This window comes from Acidimicrobiales bacterium (assembly GCA_035531755.1).
Lineage (GTDB): Bacteria > Actinomycetota > Acidimicrobiia > Acidimicrobiales > UBA8190 > DATKSK01.
This window is the reverse complement of record DATKSK010000007.1, coordinates 69,725-91,651: the sequence shown is the minus strand read 5'-3', so window position 1 is coordinate 91,651 and position 21,927 is coordinate 69,725. Positions and strand designations below refer to the sequence as shown.

The 21,927-nt window shown below is 73.5% G+C and carries 18 protein-coding genes; 7 read left to right on the top strand and 11 right to left on the bottom strand.

The window, feature by feature from the left end; translation table 11 throughout:
• Positions 1-421: 421 nt before the first annotated feature.
• From thiD to thiO, 4 genes are read right to left on the bottom strand one after another with little or no spacing between them, the layout of a single operon-like run.
• Positions 422-1,231: a bifunctional hydroxymethylpyrimidine kinase/phosphomethylpyrimidine kinase gene (gene thiD / locus VMV22_01865; GenBank protein ID HUY21066.1), complete on the bottom strand. Its 810-nt coding sequence runs from the start codon at positions 1,229-1,231 to the stop codon at positions 422-424.
• A gap of 14 nt (positions 1,232-1,245) precedes the next feature.
• A complete protein-coding gene (locus tag VMV22_01860) occupies positions 1,246-2,025 on the bottom strand; it encodes a thiazole synthase (GenBank protein ID HUY21065.1) in 780 nt (259 codons plus the stop codon).
• 1 nt (position 2,026) lies between these two features.
• Entirely contained in the window at positions 2,027-2,236 is a 210-nt protein-coding gene (thiS, locus tag VMV22_01855; GenBank protein HUY21064.1) for a sulfur carrier protein ThiS, read from the bottom strand.
• Positions 2,237-2,258: 22 nt separating this feature from the next.
• Positions 2,259-3,473 carry a glycine oxidase ThiO gene (gene thiO, locus VMV22_01850; protein HUY21063.1) on the bottom strand — a complete coding sequence of 405 codons (1,215 nt, stop codon included), beginning with the start codon at positions 3,471-3,473 and terminating at the stop codon, positions 2,259-2,261.
• Positions 3,474-3,591: 118 nt separating this feature from the next.
• Here thiO and gltB point away from each other — a divergent pair, with 118 nt between their 5' ends.
• The 4 genes from gltB (at position 3,592) to VMV22_01830 (ending at position 11,424) form a co-directional block, all read left to right on the top strand.
• Positions 3,592-8,169 (top strand): glutamate synthase large subunit, encoded by a 4,578-nt coding sequence (gene gltB / locus VMV22_01845; protein ID HUY21062.1) that lies wholly within the window; start codon positions 3,592-3,594, stop codon positions 8,167-8,169.
• Between the two features lie 23 nt (positions 8,170-8,192).
• Positions 8,193-9,761 carry a glutamate synthase subunit beta gene (locus tag VMV22_01840; GenBank protein ID HUY21061.1) on the top strand — a complete coding sequence of 523 codons (1,569 nt, stop codon included), beginning with the start codon at positions 8,193-8,195 and terminating at the stop codon, positions 9,759-9,761.
• A 190-nt stretch (positions 9,762-9,951) separates the two neighbouring features.
• Complete coding sequence (locus tag VMV22_01835; protein HUY21060.1) at positions 9,952-10,617, top strand: DUF6629 family protein; 666 nt, start codon at positions 9,952-9,954, stop codon at positions 10,615-10,617.
• 192 nt (positions 10,618-10,809) lie between these two features.
• The gene (locus VMV22_01830) at positions 10,810-11,424 is read left to right on the top strand and encodes a hypothetical protein (GenBank protein HUY21059.1); all 615 of its coding nucleotides are present in this window, start codon (positions 10,810-10,812) and stop codon (positions 11,422-11,424) included.
• On the opposite strand, the gene VMV22_01825 is transcribed toward VMV22_01830, so the two are convergent.
• From VMV22_01825 to VMV22_01815, 3 genes are read right to left on the bottom strand one after another with little or no spacing between them, the layout of a single operon-like run.
• On the bottom strand, positions 11,399-12,541 hold the full coding sequence (locus VMV22_01825) for a glycosyl hydrolase (protein HUY21058.1): 1,143 nt from the start codon (positions 12,539-12,541) through the stop codon (positions 11,399-11,401). The two genes, VMV22_01830 and VMV22_01825, sit on opposite strands and share 26 nt — an antisense overlap.
• A 26-nt stretch (positions 12,542-12,567) precedes the next feature.
• The gene (locus VMV22_01820) at positions 12,568-12,780 is read right to left on the bottom strand and encodes a hypothetical protein (GenBank protein HUY21057.1); all 213 of its coding nucleotides are present in this window, start codon (positions 12,778-12,780) and stop codon (positions 12,568-12,570) included.
• Entirely contained in the window at positions 12,765-13,010 is a 246-nt protein-coding gene (locus VMV22_01815) for a hypothetical protein (protein ID HUY21056.1), read from the bottom strand. Before VMV22_01815 ends, VMV22_01820 begins: the two co-directional genes overlap by 16 nt.
• A gap of 582 nt (positions 13,011-13,592) precedes the next feature.
• Here VMV22_01815 and VMV22_01810 point away from each other — a divergent pair.
• Positions 13,593-14,855, top strand: coding sequence for a bifunctional GNAT family N-acetyltransferase/ATP-binding protein (locus VMV22_01810; GenBank protein HUY21055.1), 1,263 nt, complete (start codon positions 13,593-13,595; stop codon positions 14,853-14,855).
• 126 nt (positions 14,856-14,981) lie between these two features.
• Here the strand turns inward: VMV22_01810 and VMV22_01805 are convergent, their stop codons facing one another.
• On the bottom strand, positions 14,982-15,956 hold the full coding sequence (locus VMV22_01805) for a hypothetical protein (GenBank protein ID HUY21054.1): 975 nt from the start codon (positions 15,954-15,956) through the stop codon (positions 14,982-14,984).
• A 99-nt stretch (positions 15,957-16,055) separates the two neighbouring features.
• Positions 16,056-16,463, bottom strand: coding sequence for a PPOX class F420-dependent oxidoreductase (locus tag VMV22_01800; GenBank protein ID HUY21053.1), 408 nt, complete (start codon positions 16,461-16,463; stop codon positions 16,056-16,058).
• Between the two features lie 59 nt (positions 16,464-16,522).
• Between VMV22_01800 and VMV22_01795 the strand changes: the two genes are divergently transcribed.
• Complete coding sequence (locus VMV22_01795; GenBank protein ID HUY21052.1) at positions 16,523-18,154, top strand: long-chain fatty acid--CoA ligase; 1,632 nt, start codon at positions 16,523-16,525, stop codon at positions 18,152-18,154.
• Positions 18,155-18,180: 26 nt separating this feature from the next.
• Positions 18,181-18,423: a hypothetical protein gene (locus VMV22_01790; protein HUY21051.1), complete on the top strand. Its 243-nt coding sequence runs from the start codon at positions 18,181-18,183 to the stop codon at positions 18,421-18,423.
• A 64-nt stretch (positions 18,424-18,487) separates the two neighbouring features.
• Here the strand turns inward: VMV22_01790 and VMV22_01785 are convergent, their stop codons facing one another.
• Both VMV22_01785 and cofH read right to left on the bottom strand, forming a co-directional pair.
• A complete protein-coding gene (locus VMV22_01785; GenBank protein ID HUY21050.1) occupies positions 18,488-19,606 on the bottom strand; it encodes a TIGR00730 family Rossman fold protein in 1,119 nt (372 codons plus the stop codon).
• 10 nt (positions 19,607-19,616) lie between these two features.
• The gene (gene cofH, locus VMV22_01780; GenBank protein ID HUY21049.1) at positions 19,617-21,923 is read right to left on the bottom strand and encodes a 5-amino-6-(D-ribitylamino)uracil--L-tyrosine 4-hydroxyphenyl transferase CofH; all 2,307 of its coding nucleotides are present in this window, start codon (positions 21,921-21,923) and stop codon (positions 19,617-19,619) included.
• Positions 21,924-21,927 lie beyond the last annotated feature (4 nt).

Here is a 21,927-nt window from a genome sequence, read left to right as displayed (position 1 = left end):
CCACGGGGACGGGCCCGTCGTGGCCAGGCGAGTGTACAAGGACGCTCCCGGGGCCCGTCGGTCGGCACCGGGCGGCGGCCGTGGCGCCGACAACCCCTGCGACCTCGTAGAGTGAAACTACATTGACGTAACGCGTTGACGGCCCCGCAGGACGCGCCGTACAGTATCCCGGACGCCGGGACCCTGGGGGTCCCGTCGGGGGGGAGCGCCCTCGGTGTGAAACCGGAGGCGCGGCGTCTCGGGGGGTGAATCGCCCACGTTCGTGGGCAGCTGCGGGGGAAGCGGGGGCGACGAGGGACACACTCGTCGCCCCCGTGTCCCGCACCCGTGCGCATCTCCCGCCGCCACGTCGCGTCTCCCCGGGGGGCGGCCCGGCCCGGCGCCATGTCACGCCCGGCGCCATGTCACGCCCGGCGCCATGTCACGGTCCGGCGTGGTCCCTCCAACCGAAGTGGTCGAGCGGCCCGTGGCCCGCGCCCAGGTGCCACCCGGCCGCGCCGTCGAGCGCGGCCGTCACGAAGTCCTTCGCCCGGGTGACGGCGTCGAGCACGGCCGCGCCGCGGGCAAGGTGGGCGGTGATGGCGGCCGACAGCGTGCACCCCGTGCCGTGGTCGTTGCCCGACACCACCCGCGGTCCCTCCAGGACGTGCACGGTGCCGTCGAGCAGCACCACGTCCGGGGCGTGCTCTCCGCCGAGGTGGCCGCCCGTGACCACCACCACCCGCGCCCCGGTGGCCGCCAGGCGGTGCGCGGCGCGCACCATGGCGTCCACGTCGTCGACGGCGTGGCCCGCCAGGAGGGCGGCCTCCGTCGTGTTGGGCGTGACGACGGCGGCGTGGGGCAGCAGCAGCTCGAGGTAGGCGGCGATCCCGTCGTCGTCGAGGAGCGGTCGGCCGGTCGACGCCACCAGGACGGGGTCGACGACCAGGTCGGGAAGATCGCCGGCGGCCGCCCGCCGCGCCACGGCTGCGACCGTCGCCGATGACGCCAGCATGCCGGTCTTCACCGCCACCACGGGCAGGTCCGACACGACCGCGGCGATCTGCAGGTCCACGAAGGCGGGGTCGAGCACGTGGACGCCCAGCACCGCGGCGGTGTTCTGGGCGGTCACGGCCGTGACCACGCTGGTGCCGAAGACGCGGTGGGCGGCGAAGGTCTTCAGGTCGGCCTGGAGCCCCGCCCCGCCACCGGAGTCGGAGCCGGCGATGGTCATGGCCACCCGGGGGTCCACGACCGCAGCGTAGGTCAGAGGTCCGCGAGCCCGTCGACGGGGCTGGAGGCCTGCGCCCGGTGGCGGCGGGGGATGCGGCCCGCCAGCCGGGCCTGGTGCCCGGCCTCCACGGCGGCTCGGAAGGCGCCGGCCATGCGCACCGGGTCGCGCGCCCGGGTGATGGCGGTGGCGACCATGACGCCCGCGCAGCCCAGCTCCATCGCCTGGGCGGCGTCCGAGGCGGTGCCGATGCCGGCGTCGAGGATCACCGGCACGATGGACGCCTCGGTGATGAGGGCGATGTTGTGGGGGTTGCGGATGCCCAGGCCGCTGCCGATGGGGGAGCCCAGGGGCATGACCGCCGCGCACCCGGCCTGCTCGAGGCGCCGGGCCAGCACGGGGTCGTCGTTGGTGTAGGGCAGGACGACGAAGCCCTGGTCGCACAGCTGCTCGGCGGCGTCGAGCAGCTCCACGGCATCGGGCAGCAGCGTGTCCTCGTCCCCGATCACCTCGAGCTTCACCCAGTCGGTGTCGAAGGCCTCTCGGGCCAGCTTGGCCGTCAGGACGGCCTCGGCGGCGGTGAAGCAGCCGGCGGTGTTGGGGAGCACGGCCACGCCCCGCGCCCGCAGCACGTCGAGGATCCCGCCGCGGGCCGCGGGGTCGACCCGCCGCACGGCCACGGTGGCGAGGGCCGCGCCCGAGGCCTCGACCACGGCGTCGAGCACCTCGAGGCTGGCGATGCCGCCGGTACCGAGGACCAGCCGCGAGCGGAGCGCCTGCCCGGCGATGACGAAGTCGGCGCGGTCCGCGGCCATCTCAGCCGCCCGCCGCCGCGGTCACGATCTCCAGGACGTCGCGCGCCATCAGCGGCGTGCTGTCCCACTCGCTGCGGGGCACGACTTCGCGGTTGCGTGCCACGGCGATCCCGGTGGGGGAGGCGCACCACGAGCGGACCAGGTCCGCCACGGTGGCACCGGGCGCCACGGTGTGCTCCTGGCCGTTCACCACGATCCGGAGCTCACCCACCGGGCCAGCATGGCACTTCGCCTCAGGGCCCGGCGCGCGTCGCCACGCCGGCGAATCGCCCCGGCCCGAAGGGCGCCATCTCCGCCGGTGGCTCGGCACCGTCGACGATGGCCGCCACCGCCCGGGCGGTGATCGGGGTGAGGAGGATGCCCTGGCGGAAGTGGCCGGTGGCCACCACCAGGCCGTCGACGCCCGCCACCGCGGGCCGCCCGACGATGGGCGCGTTGTCGGGGGAGCCCGGTCGCAGTCCGGCACGCGCCTCGCCGAGGACGAGCTCGGTGACACCCGGCACGACGCGGTGTGCGTCGCGCAACAGCTCGTAGACGGCACCGGCGGTGACCGCGGTGTCGAAGCCGCGCTCCTCCATCGTGGCGCCCACCACCACACTGCCGTCCTGGCGCGGCACCAGGTACACCGAGGCGCCGCGCACGATGCCGCGTACCGTCCGGCCGAGCACGGGTGCCGGTCCGGTGCCCGCCTGGCCGGTGGGGGTGAGACGAAGGATCTGGCCCTTCACGGGCCGCACCGGGGGCACCGCCCCGTCGGGGAGCCCGTCGAGCCCGCCCGACCAGCACCCGGCGGCGAGCACCACGCACCCGGCGCGCAGCCGGGGGCCGGCGGCGAGGTGCACGCCCGACACGGCGCCGCCGCCGCACTCGAGCGAGACCGCCCGGTCCCTCCACAGCTCGGCCCCCGCCCCGGCAGCGGCGTCGAGCAGCGCCCCCACGAGCAGGCGGGTGTGCACCTGGTGGTCGTCGGCCACCCAGATGGCCCCGCGCACGCCGGGGGCCACGCCCGGCTCCAAGTGGCGCGCGGCGCGCCCGGAGAGCCACTGCACGTCGAGGCCGAGGTCGCGCTGGAAGGCGAGGAGCTCCTCGGTCCAGGCCCGGTCACCGTCGTCGACCGCCACCACCAGCGTCCCGGTGGCCCGGTAGCCGACGGATCGCCCGACGGCCGCCTCGAGCTCGGCGGCGAACGCCGGCCACTGCCGCGCCGCCGCCAGGGCCAGGGCCAAGAGGGGCTCCTCGCCGTGATGGACCTCGCTCACGGGGGCGAGCATCCCGGCCGCCGCCCACGACGCCCCCCGGCCGGGCTCGGGGTCGACGACCGCCACCGCCAGGCCCCGCGCCGCCAGCGTCCAGGCCGTCGCCAGCCCGATGGCGCCGCCGCCGACCACCACCACGTCGTAGCGGCGGTCGTCGCCGGCCGCGGCCGGCGGGCGACTCGTGGCCGTCACCGGCGTGGGTGCGCAGGCGGCCCGTACACGCGGGGTATCCTACGGGGGCTGCAGCAGGGCCAGTGTCGTCCCGGGCGCCAGCGACCCGCCTCCGCGTGAGCGACCACGGAGTGATCTCGTGACGACAACGAAGGGCCCTGCCTCCCGAAGGCCTGCTCCACGCCACCCCGGCGCGCCCCTGTACGACCCCGCTTTCGAGCACGACGCCTGCGGGATCGCGCTGGTGGCCGACCTGCACGGCCGGCGCAGCCACGGGCTCGTCCGCCAGGCGATCACCGCCCTCGAGCACCTCGCCCACCGGGGTGCCACCGGCGCCGAGGTGGCGACCGGGGACGGGGCCGGCATCCTGGTCCAGGTGCCCCACGGCTTCCTGGCCGGTGCCATGGGCGTGGACCTCCCCGGGCCCGGGGAGTACGCCGTCGGCACCGTGTTCCTGCCCGCGGAGCGCAGCGACGCCGACAAGGCGCAGCGCCGCGTGGAGGAGCTCGCCACCGAGGAGGGCCTGGCCGTGCTCGGGTGGCGCGACGTGCCCGTCGAGCCGGCGTGCCTGGGCGCCTCGGCGCGCCGCGCCATGCCCCGCATGGCCCAGGTGGCGGTGGTGCCGCGCCCGGGGTGGCCGGCGGCGGACCCCGTCGCCCTCGACCGGCTCGCCTTCTGCCTGCGCAAGCGGGTCGAGCACGAGGTGCACGGCGCCTACGTGGCGTCGCTGTCGGCGAGGACCCTCGTGTACAAGGGCATGCTCACCGGGCACCAGCTGGCCGAGTTCTTCCCCGACCTCTCCGACCCGTCGTTCGACAGCGGCCTGGCCCTGGTGCACTCGCGCTTCTCGACCAACACCTTCCCGTCATGGCCGCTGGCGCACCCGTACAGGTACCTGGCCCACAACGGCGAGATCAACACCCTGCGTGGGAACCGCAATTGGATGCGCGCCCGCGAGGCGCTGCTCGCCAGCGACCTCATCCCCGGCGATCTGGCGCGGTTGTTCCCCGTCTGCGACCCTGACGGCAGCGACTCGGCGTCGTTCGACGAGGTCCTCGAGCTGCTGCACCTGGGCGGCCGCAGCCTGCCCCACGCCGTGCTCATGATGATCCCCGAGGCGTGGGAGAACCACACCGCCATGGACCCGGCGCGCCGCGCCTTCTACCGGTACCACGCCTCGCTCATGGAGCCCTGGGACGGCCCCGCCGGGGTGGTCTTCACCGACGGGACCGTGGCCGGCGGGGTGCTCGACCGCAACGGGCTGCGGCCCGCCCGCTACTGGGTGACCGACGACGGCCTCGTGGTCCTGGCGTCCGAGGTGGGCGTGCTCGACATCGATCCGGCCGTGGTGGTGCGCAAGGGGCGGCTCCAGCCCGGCCGGATGTTCCTGGTGGACACCGCCCAGGGCCGCATCGTCGACGACGCCGAGATCAAGGCCCAGCTCGCCGCCGAGCACCCCTACGGCCAGTGGCTCGAGGAGGGACAGGTCACCCTGGACGACCTCCCACCGCGCATGATGCTCACCCCGCAGCACGCGTCGGTGGTGACCCATCAGCAGCTGTTCGGCTACACCGACGAGGAGCTCCGCCTCATCCTGGCTCCGATGGCCAGGAGCGGTGTGGAGCCGCTCGGGTCGATGGGCCACGACGCCGCCATCGCCGCGCTGTCGGAGCGCCCGCGCCTCGTCTTCGACTACTTCACCCAGCTGTTCGCGCAGGTGACCAACCCGCCGCTCGACGCCATCCGCGAGGAGCTGGTGACGTCGGGCCGGTCGAAGCTCGGCCCCGAGGGCAACCTGCTCGAGCCCACGGCGGCGTCGTGCCGCCAGATCATCCTGCCCAACCCGGTCATCGACAACGACGACCTCGCCAAGCTCGCCTACGTCAACGAGCACGGGGAGACGCCCGGCTACAACGCCTTCGCCATCGACGGGTTGTTCGACCCGTCCGGCGGCGGCGAGGCGCTGCGCGAGGCCGTCGAGGACGTCCGCCGGCGGGTGAGCATCGCCATCGCGCTGGGCTCGAACGTCATCATCCTGTCGGACCGCAACTCCAACGCCCGCCTGGCGCCCATCCCGTCGCTGCTGCTCACGGCGGCGGTGCACGAGCACCTCGTGCGCGAGAAGTCCCGGACCCGCGTCGGCCTCGTGGTCGAGACCGGAGACGCTCGCGAGGTGCACCACATCGCGCTGCTCATCGGGTACGGCGCGTCGGCCGTGAACCCCTACCTCGCCTTCGAGACCATCGACGACATGATCGCCCGCAACCTGCTCGAGGGGGTCTCGCCCCGCCAGGCGCGGTCGCACTACATCAAGGCGGCCTGCAAGGGCGTCATCAAGATCATGTCGAAGATGGGCGTCTCGACGGTGGCGTCGTACACCGGGGCCCAGATCTTCGAGGCCGTGGGCGTCGCCCCCGAGGTCGTCGACGAGTACTTCACCGGCACCGTGAGCCGGATCGGCGGCGTCGGGCTCGACGTGCTGGCGCGAGAGGTCGCGGCGCGCCACCGGCTGGCACACTACGACCGCCCGACCGAGCGTGCGCACCGCGAGCTGGAGGGTGGCGGCGAGTACCAGTGGCGCCGCGAGGGCGAGGTCCACCTCTTCAACCCGAAGACCGTCTTCAAGCTGCAGCACGCCACCCGGGCCAAGCGCTACGACATCTTCAAGGAGTACACCCGCCTCGTCGACGACCAGTCGGCCGCCCTGGCCACCCTGCGCGGCCTGCTGCGCCTGCGCGAGGGCGTGCTGCCGGCCGTGCCCGTCGACGAGGTCGAGCCGGTGGCCGACATCGTGTCGCGCTTCGCCACGGGGGCCATGTCCTACGGGTCGATCTCCGCCGAGGCCCACGAGACGCTCGCCATCGCCATGAACCGTCTGGGTGGCAAGTCCAACACGGGGGAGGGGGGCGAGGACGCCGAGCGGTTCGTCCCCGACGACAACGGCGACCTCCGCCGCAGCGCCATCAAGCAGGTGGCCTCGGCACGCTTCGGCGTCACCAGCGAGTACCTGGTCAACGCCGACGACCTCCAGATCAAGATCGCCCAGGGCGCCAAGCCCGGGGAGGGCGGCCAGCTGCCGGGCCACAAGGTCTACCCGTGGATCGCCAAGACCCGCTTCTCGACGCCGGGGGTGGGGCTCATCTCCCCGCCGCCGCACCACGACATCTACTCGATCGAGGACATCGCCCAGCTGATCCACGACCTGAAGTCGGCCAACCCGAAGGCCCGGGTGCACGTCAAGCTCGTCGCCGAGGTCGGGGTGGGAACCGTGGCCGCCGGCGTCGCCAAGGCCAAGTCGGACGTGGTGCTGATCTCCGGCCACGACGGCGGTACCGGCGCCAGCCCCCTCACCTCGATCAAGCACGCCGGCATCCCCTGGGAGCTCGGCCTGGCCGAGACCCAGCAGACGCTCGTGCTCAACGGCCTGCGCGACCGGATCGTCGTACAGGTGGACGGGCAGCTGAAGACCGGCCGGGACGTGGTCGTCGCCGCCCTCCTCGGCGCCGAGGAATTCGGTTTCGCCACTGCGCCCCTGGTGGTGTCGGGGTGCGTGATGATGCGCGTCTGTCACCTCGACACCTGCCCCGTGGGGATCGCCACGCAGAACCCCGAGCTGCGCAAGCGCTTCGCCGGGAAGCCGGAGTTCGTGGAGAACTTCTTCGAGTTCATCGCCGAGGAGGTGCGCGAGTACCTCGCCGCGCTCGGGCTGCGCTCGATCGAGGAGGCCGTGGGTCGCGTCGACCTGCTCGACGTGCTCGAGGCCACCGACCACTTCAAGGCGAGGGGCCTCGACCTCTCGCCCATCCTGGCGCAGCCCGAGGAAGGGCCGCCCACCGAACGGCACTGCTGCCGGGTGCAGGACCACGGGCTCGACAAGGCGCTCGACCACCGGTTCCTGGAGGCCTGCCGCCCCGCCATCGAGGACGGCGCCACGGTGTCGGTGGAGCTGCCGATCGCCAACGTCGACCGGACGGTGGGGACGCTCCTCGGCTACGAGATCACCTCCCGCCACGGTGCCGCCGGGCTCCCCGACGGGTCCATCTCGCTCACGTTCCGCGGCTCGGCCGGGCAGAGCTTCGGCGCCTTCGTCCCCCGGGGCGTGACGCTGCGCCTGTACGGCGACGCCAACGACTACCTGGCGAAGGGCCTGTCGGGCGGCCGCGTGGTGGTGCGGCCCCCGGAGTCCTCCCCGTTCGCGGCCGAGGAGCACATCATCGCCGGCAACGTCATCCTCTACGGCGCCACCGCGGGCGAGTGCTACGTGCGCGGCCAGGTGGGTGAGCGCTTCTGCGTCCGCAATTCGGGCGCCACCGCCGTGGTCGAGGGCGTGGGCGACCACGGGTGCGAGTACATGACGGGTGGGCGGGTCGTGGTGCTCGGCCCGACGGGGCGCAACTTCGGGGCCGGCATGTCGGGCGGGATCGCCTATGTCTACGACCCCGGCCGGGACTTCGCCGAGCGGGTCAACTTCGAGATGGTCGACCTGGACCCGCTCGACGAGGAGGACCGGCAGTGGCTGTGCGACACCGTGGCGCGCCACGGTGAGGAGACCGGTTCCGCCGTCGCCGGCCGACTGCTCGAGTCGTGGGGGGCGGCGCTGGGCGACTTCGTGAAGGTGATGCCGCGCGACTACCGCCGCGTCCTCGAGGCCACGCGCCGGGCGGTGGACGAGGGCGTGTCGGTGGACGAGGCGGTCATGGCCGCCTCGCACGGCTAGGCGCCGGGCGGGGGAGAGCGGCCATGGGCAAGCCCACCGGGTTCCTGGAGTTCGCCAGGCGGCTGCCGCCGCGCCGGCCCGTGCCGGTGCGCCTGCGGGACTGGCGCGAGGTCTACGAGTCGTTCCCCGAGCCCGACGCCGTGGACCAGGGGGCGCGCTGCATGGACTGCGGCATCCCCTTCTGCCACGAGGGGTGCCCGCTCGGCAACCTCATCCCGGAGTGGAACGACCTCGTCTACCGCCGCGACTGGCCCGACGCGCTGGAGCGCCTGCACGCCACCAACAACTTCCCAGAGTTCACCGGGCGGCTGTGCCCGGCACCCTGCGAGGGGGCATGTGTGCTCGGGATCAACTCGGACCCGGTGACCATCGAGCGCATCGAGCTCGAGATCGCCGAGCGCGGATGGGCCGAGGGATGGGTCGCTCCCCAGCCGCCCACGGTGCGGACGGGCCGCTCGGTGGCGGTCGTCGGCTCAGGGCCTGCGGGTCTCGCCTGTGCCCAGCAACTCGCCCGGGCTGGTCACCGGGTCGTGGTGTACGAGCGGGCGGAGCGGCCCGGCGGCCTGCTGCGCTACGGCATCCCGGAATTCAAGATGGAGAAGGCGGTGCTCGATCGCCGGTTGGCGCAGCTGCGCGCCGAGGGCGTGGAGTTCCGGTGCTCGACAGCGGTCGGAGACCCGGCGGGCCCGGTGGGCGCGGCGGTCGCCGACGGAGGGGACGCCGAGCCCGTCGAGCCGGGCGAGCGACGCGGGCCCGGGGCGGCGTGCGCCCCCGACGTACGCGTCGTCCCGGCCGAGGAGCTGGTGGCGCAGTACGACGCCGTGGTGGTGGCGGGCGGAGCCACACTGCCGCGCGACCTGCCGGTCGACGGCCGGCACCTGGCCGGCATCCACCTGGCGATGGACTACCTGAAGCCCTCCAACCTGGTGCGCGAAGGTGCGCTCGCCACCGCGCCCGTCACCGCGGCGGGCAAGCACGTCGTCATCATCGGCGGGGGCGACACGGGCGCCGACTGCCTGGGCACCGCCCACCGGCAGGGGGCGCGCTCGGTCCACCAGCTCGAGATCATGCCCAAGCCACCGGACGGCCGCGCCGACGAGAACCCCTGGCCCACGTGGCCGCTCGTGTTCCGGACGACCTCCGCCCACGAGGAGGGTGGGGAGCGGGTCTACGGGGTCACCACGGCGGCGTTCGTGGACGACGGCACCGGGTCGGTGCGGGCGCTGCGCGGGCACGGCGTCGAGATGCGCAGTGATGCCGACCGCCCCGTCTTCGAGCCCGTGGCGGACAGCGAGTTCGAGCTCCCCTGCGAGCTCGTGCTCCTCGCCATGGGCTTCCTCGGTGCCGAGCGGCGGGGCATCGTGGGGGAGCTCGGCCTCGAGCTCGACGCCCGCGGGAACGTGGCCTGTGACGCCGGCTGGCAGACCAGCCGCGAGGGCGTCTTCGTGTGCGGCGACATGACGAGGGGCCAGAGCCTCATCGTGTGGGCCATCGCCGAGGGGCGGTCGTGCGCAGCCGGCGTGGACCGCTGGCTGATGGAGGACACGGCCCTGCCGGCACCGCTCGTGCCGGGCCAGCTCGCCCTGCGCTGAGCGGGCGTGGCCACCGCCCGGGGTCAGGCCGCGGGTGACACCCTTGTCGTCGGGGGCATGGAGCCGAGACAGCCGGCCCCGCCGGGCCCGATGCACACCGGCAGGTGTCCTGCGCCGGGCCGGGGCGATCCCCGGCTAGCGTGACGGGTAGCGATGACCCACCGAACCACAGGGAGCCGGTCGTAGCGGCGTGTGCTTCTCCCCGCAGGCCGACCTCGTCGGTGGGATCGCCATCAGTGCCATCGGTGTCGACGCCGTTCGCCACGTGCGCCGGCGCCGTGGCCATCTGGCCATGGCGGCCCTGCCGCTGATCCTGGGGGCGCATCAGCTCGACGAGGCCTTCGTGTGGTGGTGGCAGCAGGGCCACGTCCCGTCCGACGTCGGCCGGGTGGCGCTGTGGGTCTACCTCCTGATCGCCTTCGTCGTGCTGCCGATCTTCGTCCCGCTGGCGGTCGTGCAGCTCGAGCCGACGCGCAGCCGCCGCTGGGTCATGGCACCCTTCGTCGCCGTCGGTGTCGTCGTCGCCGCGGTGCTCTTCGCGGCCATGGTGCGGGGGCCCGTGGGGGTGAGCGAGCATCCCTACCATCTCGCCTACGAGCTGCAGCTCGGCGGGGGGCTCGCCATCGTCAGCCTGTACGTGGTGGCCACCTGCGGCGCCCTGCTCGCCTCGGGGTACCGCCACGTCCTGTTGTTCGGCCTCGTCAACGTCGTCGCCATCGCCGTCATCGCCAAGCTGACCGTCGACGGGTTCGCCTCGGTGTGGTGCGGGTGGGCGGCGGTCACGAGCGCGGCCATCGCCCTGCACATGCGCTTCGCCAAGCCCGGCCGGCAGCCGGCTCCCTCCGCCCTCACCTGACGCCCGGCTGCCGGGCCCTCGCCTGTCGGGCCAGGCACGGGACCCGCGGGCCCCAGGCTCAAGGCGGCCTCCGGGCCCGCCGATGTCAGAGGGGTGACGGAGCGCGCCCACGAGCCCGGTGGCGGCCCAGTGCCCACCCATGCCGGGGGCGTGCAACGGGCGCCCCGGTCGCGCCCGTCGATCGGGCGTCCCGTGGGTGTCGCGGTGTCGCCCCCCGCCGAGGAGCCTCCCGGTGCGGCTTGGACCTTCCATCCCGATGACGACGTCGACCATGACGTGACGCCCGGCCACCCCCTGCCGCCCGCCCGGGTGCCCGGGCCGGGGTCGGGTCACCCCGAGGGGAGCCGGACCAGCGTCGTGGCGCGCGCCGGGATCATCGTGACCGCCCTGGCGGTGATGACGGGAGCCCTGGCCGTGACGCACGCCGGGCCCTTCACCTCGTCGAGGGCCGCCCCGACGACCACCCCGTCGACGACCCCTCCGGCAGCGGCGCCCGTCGACGTCCGGGGCACCTGGAACCTGCTCCTCGCCTACGAGGCGACGTTCTCGGCGCAGAGCCTGGTCGTCACGACCGAGAACCGCACGACGGGGGTGTTCTCGGGGACGGTGGCCACGCCGGTGGGCGTCGAGTCCGTCACGGGCAAGGTGTCGGGCACGACGCTGTCGTTCACCGTGACGCTCGGCAGCGGCCGGGAGACGGGGACGGCGACCGTCGTCACCCGCGACGGCACGCACCACATGATCGGGGACTTCGTGAGCCCTGCCGGCGTGAAGGGGACGATCACCGCGACGCTCGTGTCGGGTTGACGTCCGCTTCGCCGGGGCCGGGGCCGGGGCCGGGGCCGGCGACGGCGACGGCGTGGGCGGTGGCGAACGAGTGCTCGAAGGCGGTCAGGGAATTCGGGAAGGCGCCGTCCAGGATGTCGTGCCGGCCGTCGGGCGCGTCGAACCCGAAGTAGCTCGTGAAGGCGACGTCGTGCGTGGTGACCCAGCCCGCCATACGGGCCACGAACAGCGGGTCGTCGCCGAGGCCGTGCCCGTCCGAGCGGATGGTGACGCCCCACTCGGGGATCACCGCGGCCTTGTGGTGGGCGTCGGCGAACGACGACAGCCACCGCAGACCGTTCGCCTCGGTCAGGAAGTGCGACCACACGAGGTTGGGGTCCTGGGGCATGCCCCAGATCTGGTCGTAGAGGTCGAGGCCCACGAAGTCGACGTAGCCGTCCCCGGGGTAGGCGGCGGCGAGGTCGAACGGCGAGGGGCCGGGCGTGGCGTTCCAGACGAACCGGAACGAGGTGCCCGGGACGCTGCGCATGGCGGTGACCACGTGCCGGAAGTACGCGGCGTAGTCGGCGGCGCCGGCGGTGTTCGCCACCCCCCACGGGTACCACGGGGCGTTGAACTCCCACCCCAGGCGCACGATGGCATCCCCCTGGCCGTAGAAGGCGAGGGACTCGGCCAGCGTGGTGAACTCGGCGTCGTAGCGACCGGCGGCGCCGGCGGCCAGCGTCCCGACCGCCCTGCCCCGGGCGGTCGGGACGAGGGGCACGCCGAGAACGAGCCGGTACCGGCTGCCGTCCCACGGCGCCAGGAAGCGTGCCAGCGGCGCCCGCATCACCATGCCGGCCCACCCGTCACCACCCGGCAGGTAGTCCGACGCCAGGCTGGGCCTGGTGCCGGTGGCGGTGGCGAAGTCGGCGACCGACCGGGGGTCACCGGGGCCCACGTACACACCCAGGGGCACCCCGCCGGCGTGCACGCTCGGGAGGGCGTCCCCCTCGTCGTCGGCGTGCACCACGTCGCCGCCCGCGTACGGGCCGAGGGCCAGCACCCCTACCGCCAGCACCAGCAGGCCCGCCGCCACCGGCGTCCGGTGGCGGGCCCGCGCCGGCGCTCGCCCCCGGCGCAGGTCCTCGCCGATCATCGGCATCCCGTGGCCGGCGCGCCCTGCTACGCGGCGGCGTTCACGGTGGTCACCGCGAACACGTCGCCGGACCGGTCGCTCACGACGGCGAAGGAGACCCGCCGGGTGGCCGGCACCCGGGGCGGGATCGCAGCCGGCATGTCCATCATGCCGCCGACGGTGTCGCCGCCGCGCTTGCACTCCGTGTAGGCCGTGCCGGGCATGGCGTCGGCGTCGTCCACGCTCACGAAGTCGGCCACGCCGGCGCCATGCCCTCCATCTGCCGCGGGCCCACGCCGGCCACGGTCGTGCCGCCCTTCAGGAACATGCCGCCCTTCAGGAGAATGCAGCACCCACCGGTCCCGGGACCGCCATCGGTCACGTCCCGGCCGAAGAGGGCGCAGGAGTGGGCTTTGGCGCCGGTCAGGTCGGCGGTCGACAGGTCGAACCATGAAGGCGTCCCGGGGGGATGGGACGAGAATTCGGCCACGACCGGCTCCTCTGTGCGGGGCTTGGAGCCTCTGAGCGTACCGAGCGGCCCCCGCCCCCGCTGGTCGCGCCGCCATCGGTCCGCCGCGTCGATCGCGTCGATCAGGCGTGTCGTTGCGGAGATGTTGAGCATCCGATGACGCGAGGTTGATCCCGGTGCTCCACACTCCCTCTCGTCGTCGGAACGAGCGGTTCAGCGGCGACACGACCCGATGTCAGGGCTCGGCACCGCCAGTCCCATGCCGGTGCCGAGCCGACTCGGGTCGCGGGCGCGCGCCGACGGGAGGATCCGTCGACAGCCGGTGCCCAGCGCCCCGGGAGCCACGGTGCGGCTCGCGTCGCGATCTGCGTCCGGTCCGCCCGGCCGGGCCGCCACCAGGCTCTCGGGCTCCTCGAGGTGCGCGCCGGCCGCAGGGAGCGCCGCCTGGTGGAGCAGCTGCAGGTCCGGCGCGACACCGGAGCCCGGGTCCGGGATGAGGTCGATCGCTCTTGTCGTCCCCTGGGAGCAGTCGGGAGGAGCCCTGTGTCGACGGGCCGGCCCGAACCGTTGTGAATACGCCCGTTGCCGCGGGACAATGACGCCATGACCACCGGGTGGCGAGTCCTGTCCATCGACCATCGCGAGCCCGTCGCGCCGTTCGAGGACGTCGTGCGCCTGATCGACGCCGCGGGCACGGCGACGGCGGCGGCCTACAGCCGCAGCGACGTGGTCGAAGCGCTCCACGAGCACCAGCCCGCCGCGGTGGCCGTCTCCGGGGGTCGGCTCGTGGGGGCGGCGGTGGCGCGTGTGTGTGGGGCCGACGCCCATCTCCTCGCCCTGGCGTTGCACCCGCAGTGGCGCAACCGCGGCATCGGCTCGGCGCTGCTGCGCGAGCTCGACCAGGGGGTCATCCACCATGGCGCGCATCGGCTCCTCGCCCTCGTCGAGCCGGGGCAGGTCGGCGAGGTGGCCTTCGCCAACCAGGGCTTCACCCGCCTCGACGGGCTGCACCTCTACATCCGGGCGGCGTCGATGGTCCCCGAGGAGCTCGCCGTCGTGGAGCGCTACGGCGGGCACTTCCCCCCGCCCGGGCTGCTCGGATCGATGAAGGGGTTCTCCTCGACCAAAGACCTCCTCGAGCGCCGCATCGTGGCTCCCCTGTCGCACGCCGACCTGGCCGACCGGATCGGCCTCGTCCCGCCGGCGGCGGTGATGTTGTTCGGCCCACCGGGGACGGGCAAGACGTCGTTCGCCCGCGCCGTGGCGTCGCGGTTGTCGTGGTCGTTCGTCGAGCTCCACCCCTCGCTGCTCGGTCAGGGCTCTCAGGCCGCTGTCTCGCTACGCGACGCGCTCGACGACCTACGGCGCGTCGACCGTCTGGTGTGCTTCATCGACGAGGCCGACGAGATCGCCTCGGCGCGCGCCACCCGGCCCGACAGCCAACCGATCGTCAACGAGCTGTTGAAGGCCATCCCGGCGTTCAAGGACCGGCCCGGACGACTGATGATCATGGCGACGAACTCCATCGCCGCCATCGACCCGGCCATGCTGCGCCCCGGTCGCTTCGATCTCATCATCCCCATCGGGGCCCCCGACCGGCACGGGCGGGCCGAGCTGGCCGCCGAGTTCCTGCCGGCGTGCGATGCCGCGGACGTGGCGGCGCGCACCGAGGGCTTCACCCCGGCGGACTTCGCCCTCGCCGCCCAACGCAGCGCCCAGCTGGCCTTCGAGCGGGCATTGTCGGGCACCGAGGCCGACGTGACCGCAGCGGACTGCCTGGCCGCCATCGCCGCCACCAAGGCGTCGGTCAACGCCGACGCCACCCGGGACTTCGAGCTCGAGGAGCGCACCTACGCCCGCCTGTAGTGCCGGGGCCCGACGCCGCCCGGGCGCATGGCACCGACTCCGGCGACGTCGGAGACATGCACGCCGCCGCCCGGGGCGATCCTCGGACCCGGTCGTCGCCGAAGCCGACGACCCGCGTCGTCCACATCAGTAGCCGGGGGCGTGGTCCAGGATGCGCCGCGGGTTGTCCACGAGCATGGCGTCGATGTGCTCCTCGCTCACTCCCCGTTCGCGCATGGCCGGGAGGACCTCGCGGCTGATGTGCAGGAAGTTCCAGTTGGGCTGGACCTGGTGCAGGAAGTCGTCGTCGAACCAGTCCATGTGGCACCCGGCGTCGTGGGAGAGGACCATCCCCTGGGCCCATCCGTCCTCGCACAGGCGGGCGATGGTCTCGATTCGTTGGGCGGTGGGGCAGTAGGCGTCGACGCCGAAGCGGTCCATGCCGAGCGTCGAGCCCGCTTCGAGCAGGGTGCCGAGGTAGTCGAGGTCGGTGCTGTCGCCGCTGTGGCCGATCACCACCCGACGCAGGTCCACGCCCTCCTCGGTGAACACCCGCTGCTGGTCGAGCCCCCGCTGTGTGCCGGCATCGGTGTGGGTGGAGATGGGCAGTCCGGTCCGGCGGTGCACGCGAGCGACGGCGCGCAGCACGCGCTCGACGTCGGGCGTGAGGCCCTGCTTGTCGGTGGCGCACTTCAGGATCCCGGGGCGGACGCCCGAGCCGGCGATGCCCTCCTCGATGTCGTGGAGGAAGTACTCGTCGAGGATGTCGACGCCGTTGGGGCGGAAGGGGGCGGCGCGGTAGTCGAAGAAATGCGGCAGGTCGTTGTAGGTGTAGAGGCCGGTGGCGACCACGATGTGCAGGTCCACCCGGGCGGCCACCTCCTGGACCAGCTCGATGTCGCGGCCCAGGCCGACGACGGTGAGGTCGACGATGGTGTCGACCCCGGCCGCCTTGAGCTCGGTGAGCCGTTCGATCGCCTGGGCGATGCGCCCGGCGCGGTCCCATCCGGTGGGCCAGTTCGACGCCACCTCGGGCGAGCGCACGAAGACGTGTTCGTGCATGAGCGTGGTGCCCAGCTCGTCGGCGTCGACCGGGCCGCGCACCGTGTTGACCCGCCCCATGTGCCCTCCTCGGCCGGTCGCGGGCCCCTTGCCGCGGCAACCCGCGTACCCTATCGGTGACGCCCGGGGTCAGGCAGGATCGGCCGGGGTCAGGCGGGTTCAGCCGGTGTGGTCGGGCCCGGCGCGCTCCACCGAGATCCGCAGCAGCACGCGCCGCTCGCGTTCCATGGCGGCGCGGTAGTCGTCCCAGTCGGGGTGCTCACCCGACACGCCGCGGTAGTAGGCCACCAGGCCGTCCATGGCCCCGGGGAGCGACACGATCTCCACGGGGCCCTCCACCTGCACCCAGTCGCCGTAGAAGCCGTCGGTGAAGACGAGCACGGTGGCACGCGGTCGTCGCCGGAGGTTCCTGGTCTTCACCGCGGTCTCCCGGGTGCTCACCACCACCACGTCGCCGTCGACCCCTGCGGCCACGAGCGACAGCTGTGTGCCCCCGTCGTCGCGGGTGGTGGCCAGGACGGCCCGGTGGTTGCGGCCGATGAATTCCAGGGCGCGTGCAGGTTCCATGGCACGTCAGGGTATTGCACGGCCCGCCTCCCCGTCGGGCCCGCCGGTATGCTCCGGGGATGCTGAGCACGATGCAAGACGGGCCCCTCCTGGTGAGCGGCATCCTCCGTCGCGGCCAGGCCGTGTACGGCGACAGCCGGGTCGTCACGATGCAGCCCGACGGCTACCGGGATTCCACCTTCTCCCAGGTGGGGGCGCGCGCCGAGCAGCTGGCCCGGGCCCTGCGCCGGCTCGGTGTCGGGCCCGGGGACCGGGTCGGGACCTTCGCCTGGAACGACCAGGAGCACCTGGAGGCGTATTTGGCGGTGCCCTCGATGGGCGCAGTCCTCCACACCCTCAACATCCGCCTCTTCCCCGAACAGCTGGCATACGTCGTCAACCACGCCGAGGACCGCGTCGTCATCGTGGACGGTTCCATCGCGCCGCTGTTCGCCCGGGTACGCGACGAGTGCACCACCGTGGAGCACGTCATCGTGGTGGGGGAGGGCGACACCACCGGGCTCGGTGAGACGTTGCGCTACGACGAGCTCGTCGGCGCCGAGGAGACCGGTTACGACTGGCCCGAGCTCGACGAGCGCGTGGCGGCTTCGATGTGTTACACGAGCGGGACGACAGGCAATCCCAAGGGTGTCGTCTACAGCCATCGCTCCACCTGGCTGCACGCCTTCGCCGGCATGACCGTCAACTGCGTGGGCGCCAGTGAGCGCGACCGCGTCCTCGTGATCGTTCCCATGTTCCACGCCAATGCCTGGGGCATGCCGTACACGGCGTTCTTCGCGGGGACCGACCTCCTCTTCCCCGAACGCTTCCTGCAGGCCGAGCCACTGGCCAGGATGATGCGCGAGCAGGGCGCCACACTGTCGCTCGGCGTCCCCACCATCTGGAACGACCTACTGCATTATGCCCAGGCCAACGAGGTCGACCTGTCCTCGCTGCGGCTCATCACCGCCGGAGGGGCGGCGGTGCCGCGGTCGCTCATGGAGGCCTACCAGCAGCGCTGGGGCATCGCCATGATCCAGGGCTGGGGGATGACCGAGACCAGCCCCGTGTGCGCCTTCGGCCGACCTCCCAAGGGTGCGGCCCCCGAGCAGGAGATGGACTGGCGGGCGAAGACCGGGCGCATCATCGCCGGGGTGGAGGTGCGCGTCGTCGACGAGGAGGGCGCGGTCATGCCCACCGACGGCCGGTCGGTGGGGGAGTTCGAGGTTCGCGGTCCGTGGGTGACCGCCTCCTACTACGGCGATCCCTCCGCCGACCGCTTCCACGACGGGTGGCTGCGGACGGGGGACGTCGGCAGCCTCGACGACCACGGCTACATGCAGATCTCCGACCGCACCAAGGACGTCATCAAGTCCGGCGGGGAGTGGATCTCGTCGGTCGAGCTCGAGAACGAGGTGATGGCCTACCCCGGCGTGTACGAGGCCGCCGTCATCGGGGTGCCCGACGACCGCTGGGACGAGCGGCCCCTCGTGGTGATCGTTCCGGCCGAGGGCGCCGACCCGGACCCGGCCGACATCTTGGCCTTCCTGTCGGGTCGCGTGGCCCGGTGGTGGCTGCCCGAGCGGTGGGCCGTCGCCGACGAGATCCCCAAGACCTCGGTCGGCAAGTTCGACAAGAAGGTGCTGCGCGCCAAGGCGGCCGGCGGCGCCCTGGAGATCCGCGAGGTGGACCTCCCGGCGCGCGACGGGTGACGGCGGTCGGTCGGGGAGGCGGGGGAGTGGGGGTCGAGGACACCGCCGACCTGGCCGACCGGTTGGAGGCCATCGCCGAGGAGCTGGGCGACCTGGCGTTCGACCGGTTGCGCACCGCCACGGCGGCGGCGGGGCGCGGCAGCACGCCCGATCCGGCCGTGGTGGCCGAGGAGCGCCGCCTCACCCGGGCGCGGCGCGCCGTGGAGAAGGCGATGGTGCTGCTGCGCACGCCGACCGGGGCCGCTCCCGGCGCCGACGATACCGACTGACGGGGCTCGCCGGTGTGGCGACGCCGGCGGGTGGGGGCGCCGGCGGGTGGGGGCGCCGGCGGGCTCAGCCGGCGAGCGCGTTGAGGGCGTCGATCAGCTGCCGCAGGCGCCCGTAGTGCACCCGGTCGAAGCGCAGCGCCACGCGCGGCAGGTCCAGATGGTCGCGGCTGGAGCGCTCGGGCCCGAGCGGCTTGGTCGACCGGATGGTGCCGCCGGTCAGGATGTCGGAGAAGTCGCGGCTGAGCGCCGCCAGCTGGGGCCGCGTGGGCGCGGTGCGCAGGCGGACGACGAGCAGGTCGCCCACCCAGCGGCACGAGTGGTAGTTGCGGTAGAAGCCGAGGAGCTCGGCGGCGGCTTCGTCGACGTCGGAGGTGATCATGAACAGCGAATGGTCCTCCGCCGAGACGAGCCGGCGCGAGGCCACCTGGTCGTCGAGGAAGTCCAGCCAGCCCCGCCAGTAGGTGCCGCCGGGGACGTCGAGCAGCACGAGGGGGGCGGGCTGGGCCTTACCCGTCTGCAGCAGCGTGAGCAGCTCGAAGGACTCGTCGAGCGTGCCGAACCCGCCGGGGAGCACGGTGTAGCCGTCGGACTCCTTGATGAGCATGAGCTTGCGGGTGAAGAAATAGCGCATCTCGACCAGCTTGGGGTCCTGGGCGATGAACTCGTTGGCGCCCTGCTCGTGGGGGAGCCGGATGTTGACGCCGAGCGAGCGTTCACGTCCGGCGCCCTCCATGGCCGCCGCCATGATCCCCGGGCCCGCACCGGTCACGACCATCCACCCGTGGTGTGCCATGCGCTCGGCGAGGCTGCGCGCCTGGAGGTACAGCGGGTCGTCGGGCAGCGTGCGCGCCGATCCGAAGAACGTCACCTTCTGCTCGACCCGGAAGGGCCGGAAGACGCGGAAGGCCTCGGCCATCTCCGCGATGGCGGCGCGCGCGAGCTTCAGGTCGAGCGGGTCGGTCCGCTCCTCGGCGAGGTGCAGGACGGTGCCGATGATCGAGCGGTACAGGTCGCGGCGATCGGTGACGCCCACCGAGTCGAGCAACTCGTCGACCAGGTTCTGCTCCCCCGGGTCGAGCTGCTCGTCGGGGGTGGGCTCGTCGAGCCCGGCGGTGTCGGCCGCCAGGGGGGGCACGTGGCCGGCGTCCCTGGTCGTCACGGCCTCGGCGTCCCCGACGGTCACGCCGCCCTCCTCAGCAGGGGGTGGGCGCGCGGCCGTAGAGGGTCGTGCGCTGCCTGAGCGTCCGGCCGAGGGGCTCGACCAGGGCGCGGAAGCCCTCCTCGTCCATCTGCTGGCCGTGGCTGGCGCCCGCGGCGCGCGAGATGTTCTCGTCCATGAGTGTCCCGCCGAGGTCGTTGGCCCCCGACCGCAGTGCCTGGATCACCCCGGCGGCGCCCATCTTGACCCAGCTCACCTGGATGTTGGGGATCCAACCCCGGTAGGCGATCCGGCCCACGGCGTGCATGAGCAGCGTCTCGCGGAATGTCGGGCCGCGGCGCGCCTTGCGCTGCAGGTAGATCGGCGCGGCCATGTGCACGAAGGGCAGGGGCACGAACTCGGTGAAGCCGCCCGTCTCGCGTTGCAGCGCCCGGGTGCGCATCAGGTGGCGTGCCCACGAGCGCGGCTGCTCCACCGAGCCGAACATGATGGTGACGTTGGACCGCAGGCCGATGCTGTGGGCGGCGCGGTGGGCGTCGAGCCACTGCTCGGTGTCGATCTTGTCGGGGCACAGGATGGCGCGCACATCGTCGTCGAGGATCTCGGCCGCCGTGCCCGGAAGGGTCGCCAAGCCGGCCTCTTGCAGCCGCGCCAGGTAGTCCACCAGGGGCTCGCCCAGACGCCGGGCGCCCTCGGTCACCTCGAGGGCGGTGAAGCCGTGGATGTGGATCCGCTCGGAGGCGGCCCGCACGGCCCGGATGACCTCGAGGTAGTAGTCCCCGTCGAACTTCGGGTGGATGCCACCCTGCAGGCACACCTCGGTGGCCCCGGCCGCCTCGGCCTCGACGACGCGCTCGGTGATGTCGCTCAGCTCCAGGAGGTAGGGCGCGCCGCGTAGGTTGAGCGAGAGCGGGCCCTTCGAGAACGCGCAGAAGCGGCACTTGAAGGTGCAGACGTTGGTGTAGTTGATGTTGCGGTTGGCCACCCACGTCACCACGTCGCCGACCTCGTCGATCCGCACCCGGTCGGCGACCTCGGCGACGGCGCGCACCTCGGGGCCCCGCGCCGAGAAGAGGGTGACGATCTCGTCCTCGCCGACCTCCTGGCCGAGCTCGACGCCGGCGAGCACCTCGGCCACCGCACCCCCGGCACTGCGGGCCGGGCCGGGCGCTTCGGCGGCGCCGGAGGGCGGCGCCGGCAATGGGAATGCACCCACCAGGACGGGCGGGGGCTCGGTCCCCCCTGAGCACCACGCGTCCTCGCGGCCGAGCCCCTCGGCGTCAGCGCGGTCGAGCACGGGGAAGCGCATGGTCGGGTCGAGCCAGCGCTCGGGGTGGAGGGCGAACTCGGGATAGACGGTGAGGCGCGGCGCCAGGGTGAGCCCGGCCGCCTCGGTGGCGGACCGCAGGACGTCGAGCGCCGGCCAGGCCCGCTCGGGGTTCACGTGGTCGACGGTCACCGGCGACACCCCGCCCCAGTCGTCGAGCCCCGAGTCGAGCAGCGGTCGCAGGTCGTCGGAGAGGTTGGGAGGCGCCTGGACGTGGACCTCGGGCGGGAGGACCAGACGCGCCACGGCGACGGACCACCACAGCTCCTCGGGCGGGCACGGCGCGTGGTCGTGCATGGCCGTGCCCGGCTTGGGGAGGAAGTTCTGGACGATCACCTCCTGCACGTGCCCGTGGCGGCGGTGCGCGTCGGCGATGGCCTCCAGGGCGCGGACCCGTTCGGCGCGTGACTCGCCGATGCCCACGAGCACGCCGGTGGTGAAGGGGATGCCCAGCTCCCCCGCGGCCTCGAGCGTGGCCAGCCGCCGTTCGGGCGTCTTGTCGGGGGCGCCCCGGTGGCAGGCCAGGTCGGGGTCGAGCGACTCGAGCATCATCCCCTGGCTGGCCGACACCGCCCGCAGGCGGGCGAGGTCCTCGTGCGACAGGGCCCCGGCGTTGGCGTGGGGGAGCAGCCCCGTGTCGTCGCGTACCAGCGCGCACATGGCGGCCAGGTAGTCCACCGTCGACGCGTGCCCGCTGTCCTCGAGCCACCGGCGCGCCACGGGGTAGCGCCCCTCGGGCGCCTCGCCCAGGGTGAAGAGCGCCTCGTGGCACCCCGCCGCCACTCCGGCGCGCGCCACGGCCAGGACCTCGTCCGGGGTCATGAAGGGGGAGGCCAGCCGGGCCGGGGGCTTGGCGAAGGTGCAGTAGCCGCACCGGTCGCGGCACAACATCGTGAGCGGGATGAAGACCTTGGGCGAGTACGTCACCCTGGTGCCGTGGGCCCGCGCCCGCAGCGCGCGGGCCTCGGCCCGCACGTCGGCCGTCGCGGCCTCGAGAAGGTCGTCCACGGCCACGGCG

What these genes read in the sequence shown, in the direction of transcription:
- VMV22_01810 (HUY21055.1), top strand. Translation starts at nt 13,593, where the DNA reads ATGACCACCGGGTGGCGAGTCCTGTCCATCGACCATCGCGAGCCCGTC.
- VMV22_01825 (HUY21058.1), bottom strand. Translation starts at nt 12,541, where the DNA reads ATGATCGGCGAGGACCTGCGCCGGGGGCGAGCGCCGGCGCGGGCCCGC.
- VMV22_01805 (HUY21054.1), bottom strand. Translation starts at nt 15,956, where the DNA reads ATGGGGCGGGTCAACACGGTGCGCGGCCCGGTCGACGCCGACGAGCTG.
- VMV22_01860 (HUY21065.1), bottom strand. Translation starts at nt 2,025, where the DNA reads ATGGCCGCGGACCGCGCCGACTTCGTCATCGCCGGGCAGGCGCTCCGC.
- VMV22_01800 (HUY21053.1), bottom strand. Translation starts at nt 16,463, where the DNA reads ATGGAACCTGCACGCGCCCTGGAATTCATCGGCCGCAACCACCGGGCC.
- VMV22_01840 (HUY21061.1), top strand. Translation starts at nt 8,193, where the DNA reads ATGGGCAAGCCCACCGGGTTCCTGGAGTTCGCCAGGCGGCTGCCGCCG.
- VMV22_01795 (HUY21052.1), top strand. Translation starts at nt 16,523, where the DNA reads ATGCTGAGCACGATGCAAGACGGGCCCCTCCTGGTGAGCGGCATCCTC.